The organism is Pseudomonas yangonensis, assembly GCF_009932725.1.
Classification (GTDB): domain Bacteria; phylum Pseudomonadota; class Gammaproteobacteria; order Pseudomonadales; family Pseudomonadaceae; genus Aquipseudomonas; species Aquipseudomonas yangonensis.
In genome coordinates this window covers 1-300 of record NZ_BLJU01000189.1, presented here as the reverse complement: position 1 = coordinate 300, position 300 = coordinate 1, and the positions used below count along the sequence as shown (strand labels likewise).

Annotated in this window: 1 protein-coding gene; it reads right to left on the bottom strand. The window is 67.3% G+C overall.

What is annotated here, in order from left to right; translation table 11 throughout:
- A partial coding sequence (locus tag GYB81_RS24025; RefSeq protein WP_161898020.1) for an efflux RND transporter permease subunit occupies positions 1–300 on the bottom strand: 300 nt, incomplete at both ends.

Here is a 300-nt window from a genome sequence, read left to right as displayed (position 1 = left end):
CGCCTTGTGGGCGAAGAAGGGGTCGAACAGGAGCGGGACCATGCCCAGCACCGTGGTGCCGGCGGCCATCGTCACCGGGCGCAATCGCGAGGCCGAAGCCTCGATGATGGCGGTCAGGCGCGGCACCTCGGCGGCGATCTGCCGGTCGATTTCGTCCACCAGCACCACGGCGTTCTTGATCAGCATGCCGGTCAGGCCTTCGGCTTCATGGCGCTGCTCGGCCTGCTCAGCCTGACCGGTGAGCAGCAGGCCGAAACTCACGCCGCAGATGGCCATGGGCACCACTGCCCAGATCATCAG